Source organism: Methanobrevibacter sp. (genome assembly GCF_045541095.1).
Taxonomy (GTDB): Archaea; Methanobacteriota; Methanobacteria; order Methanobacteriales; family Methanobacteriaceae; genus Methanocatella.
Genome location: NZ_JAZQIJ010000155.1, coordinates 1 through 2,568, shown reverse-complemented (window position 1 = coordinate 2,568; position 2,568 = coordinate 1). Strand labels below are relative to the sequence as shown.

The 2,568-nt window shown below is 33.6% G+C and carries 2 protein-coding genes; both read left to right on the top strand.

All coding sequences use genetic code 11. The features are described from left to right. Positions 1 to 111 precede the first annotated feature (111 nt). Complete coding sequence (gene nudC, locus ACKI2P_RS06595; RefSeq protein ID WP_407376154.1) at positions 112 to 909, top strand: NAD(+) diphosphatase; 798 nt, start codon at positions 112 to 114, stop codon at positions 907 to 909. 22 nt (positions 910 to 931) lie between these two features. After that, positions 932 to 2,254, top strand: coding sequence for a hypothetical protein (locus ACKI2P_RS06590; RefSeq protein WP_407376152.1), 1,323 nt, complete (start codon positions 932 to 934; stop codon positions 2,252 to 2,254). The last annotated feature ends 314 nt before the right edge of the window (positions 2,255 to 2,568 follow it).

Below are 2,568 nucleotides of genomic sequence, written 5' to 3'. Positions count from 1 at the left end.
ATTTAAATGAAAAATCATTTAATAAATGGTTTTTTGAATGTAATTTTACAAAACAAAGACAATTTCAGAACTAAAGCAAAAATTAAATACTAATCAAACAAATTATTAAACATGATTGAAAAGTCCATTTATGAAAACTACCAAATCGATTTCAGCAACACAATTCAACCAACTGATGATGATATTTTATTTATTTTTAATGAAAACAGGGGATTATTTCTAGATGAAAACAAAAAATTGCCAAAATCACTTGATAATTTTGACATTGAGTTTTGCCTATTCATTGGCATTTACAATGACAAAAAAGCTTTCGTGATTAATGTTGAAACAGAAGAAGAATTCTATCCTCTTAACGAAGTCTATGAATTTGACCATGACCTGTACCATATTGCTGGAAAAGCAGTTCTTGTGCGCGATTGGTATACATCCCACAGATTTTGCGGAAGATGCGGAACCAGAACTGAACTGGATGAAAAGGACATGATGCTTAAATGCCCTTCATGCGGTCAAAACCATTATCCTCGCATCGCTCCTGCAATAATAGTAGCCATAAGAAAAGGCGATGAGCTGCTCATGGCAAAGCACAGTTACCACGACAACATCAGATATGCACTGATTGCAGGATTTGTAGAACCTGGAGAGACAATAGAAGAGGCAGTGCACAGGGAAGTCCTTGAAGAGGTCGGAATCAAAATCAAAAACCTCAAATATGAACGTAGCCAGTCCTGGCCTTTTCCAAACTCACTTATGCTTGCATTTACCGCTGAATATGAATCAGGTGATATCAAAGTCGACGGTGATGAGATACTTACAGCAAAATGGTTCAAAAAAGATGAAATTATCCGATATGGAAGTGATATCAGCATTTCAGACTGGCTGATACAGGATTTCATTGATAATGTTAAATAGTCTGAAATACTATACATTAATTATGTTAAACAAAAAGATAATTTTCGTGTTTTTATTTTTATCAATCATTACATTGACAAGTGTCAGCGCAGCTGAATTGAATGAAACTGACCTTGAAAATCCAATTGATGATGATCCGCTTTCAGTGGACAAAAGCAATGAAATAATTTCCGATTCAAGCAGTACATATACAAGAAACGATATGAAGTGTGAACTCTCACAGACCGGATACTACTATGGCCAGACTAAACTCCATCTGTCCCTGACAAATACCACAACAAAAGCTCCAATTTCAGACAAGGCTGTGGGAATATATGTTGACGATGAACTGTGGAAAGAATTTACAACCAATTCCAAAGGACTAATCGATACCGATTTAAAATTGTCCCCTGGTTCATATTTGCTTGAGGCAAAATTAACCGAATCAGACATTGTGATAGGACAACTACATTTCACAATCCAAAAAATACCTACCAGCTTTGGTGTCAAGCAGACAAGCGCATATTACAAGGACAGCAAATTGACATTCCAGTTAAACAACATGCTTACCAAAAAGGGACTGGCCAATCAAAAAATCAGCGTCAAGTTTTCAAACGGCAAAAAGGTAACCTTAAAAACCAATTCCAAAGGAACCGTTAGCTATAATGTTCCTTTCAAGCCTGGAAAATACAGCATGACCGCAACAACCCAGTCAGGAAGTATAGCAAAAAATACTGTGAGCCTGAAGAAATTCCAAATCGGAAAAACATATCTCAAAATCAAGGCAGGCAAACTTTCAACCACATACAACTCAGGAAAGACATTGAATGTAAAGGTAACCAACTACTTTACAAATCATGCACTGAAAGGAATCAAGCTATCCTTAAAGGTATACACCGGCAAAAAGTATAAAACAGTCAAAATTACAACCAACTCTGCCGGAGTTGCAAAATATGATCCTTCTTCCTTAAAAATTGGAACCCATAAGGTAATCATAAAAACTGCAGACAGATATACTGATGATTTAGGTCAAAAAACAACTTCAATTAAGTTATCAAAAGCAAAACTTTCAATTCAAGCCCCAAAAATAACAACTGATGTTAATACAACTAAAACCTTAAAAATTACAGTCAAAAACAAGGAAACACAAAAAGCTATGAAAAATGTTAAAGTAACTGTTAAAGTTTATACCGGAAAACAGTTTAAAACCTTCAATCTTAAGACAAATGCCAACGGCCAGGTAACCGTTTCAAGCGCTTCCCTGAGCAATTGCACACATGACGTTGTAATATCCGTCAAAGGAGATTCAAAGATTGCAAAAGCATCTGCAAAAAGTTCAATAACAGTTTTGGAGACTGAAAGCTAATTCAGTCCCCAGACTAACCATCACTTAATTCCCTTTCAGTAATTCCCTAGTCTTTTTCTCAAACTTATTATAATCCGAAAGATATGACCTATATACAACAAAGTATTTTGAATTTGATTTTTTTCTCCCATAATATTACTCCTAAATATTTAATATTAATTAAAATCAACCAATAATATATTTAAACTAATTAATACAGTTTATTTTTGAAATAAAAGTAATATAATGAATTTAAATCAATTTACGAAAATTATAACAATTTTTTTAAATAAAACCAATAATAATTAATGAAAACAATATTGACTCAAAAAATT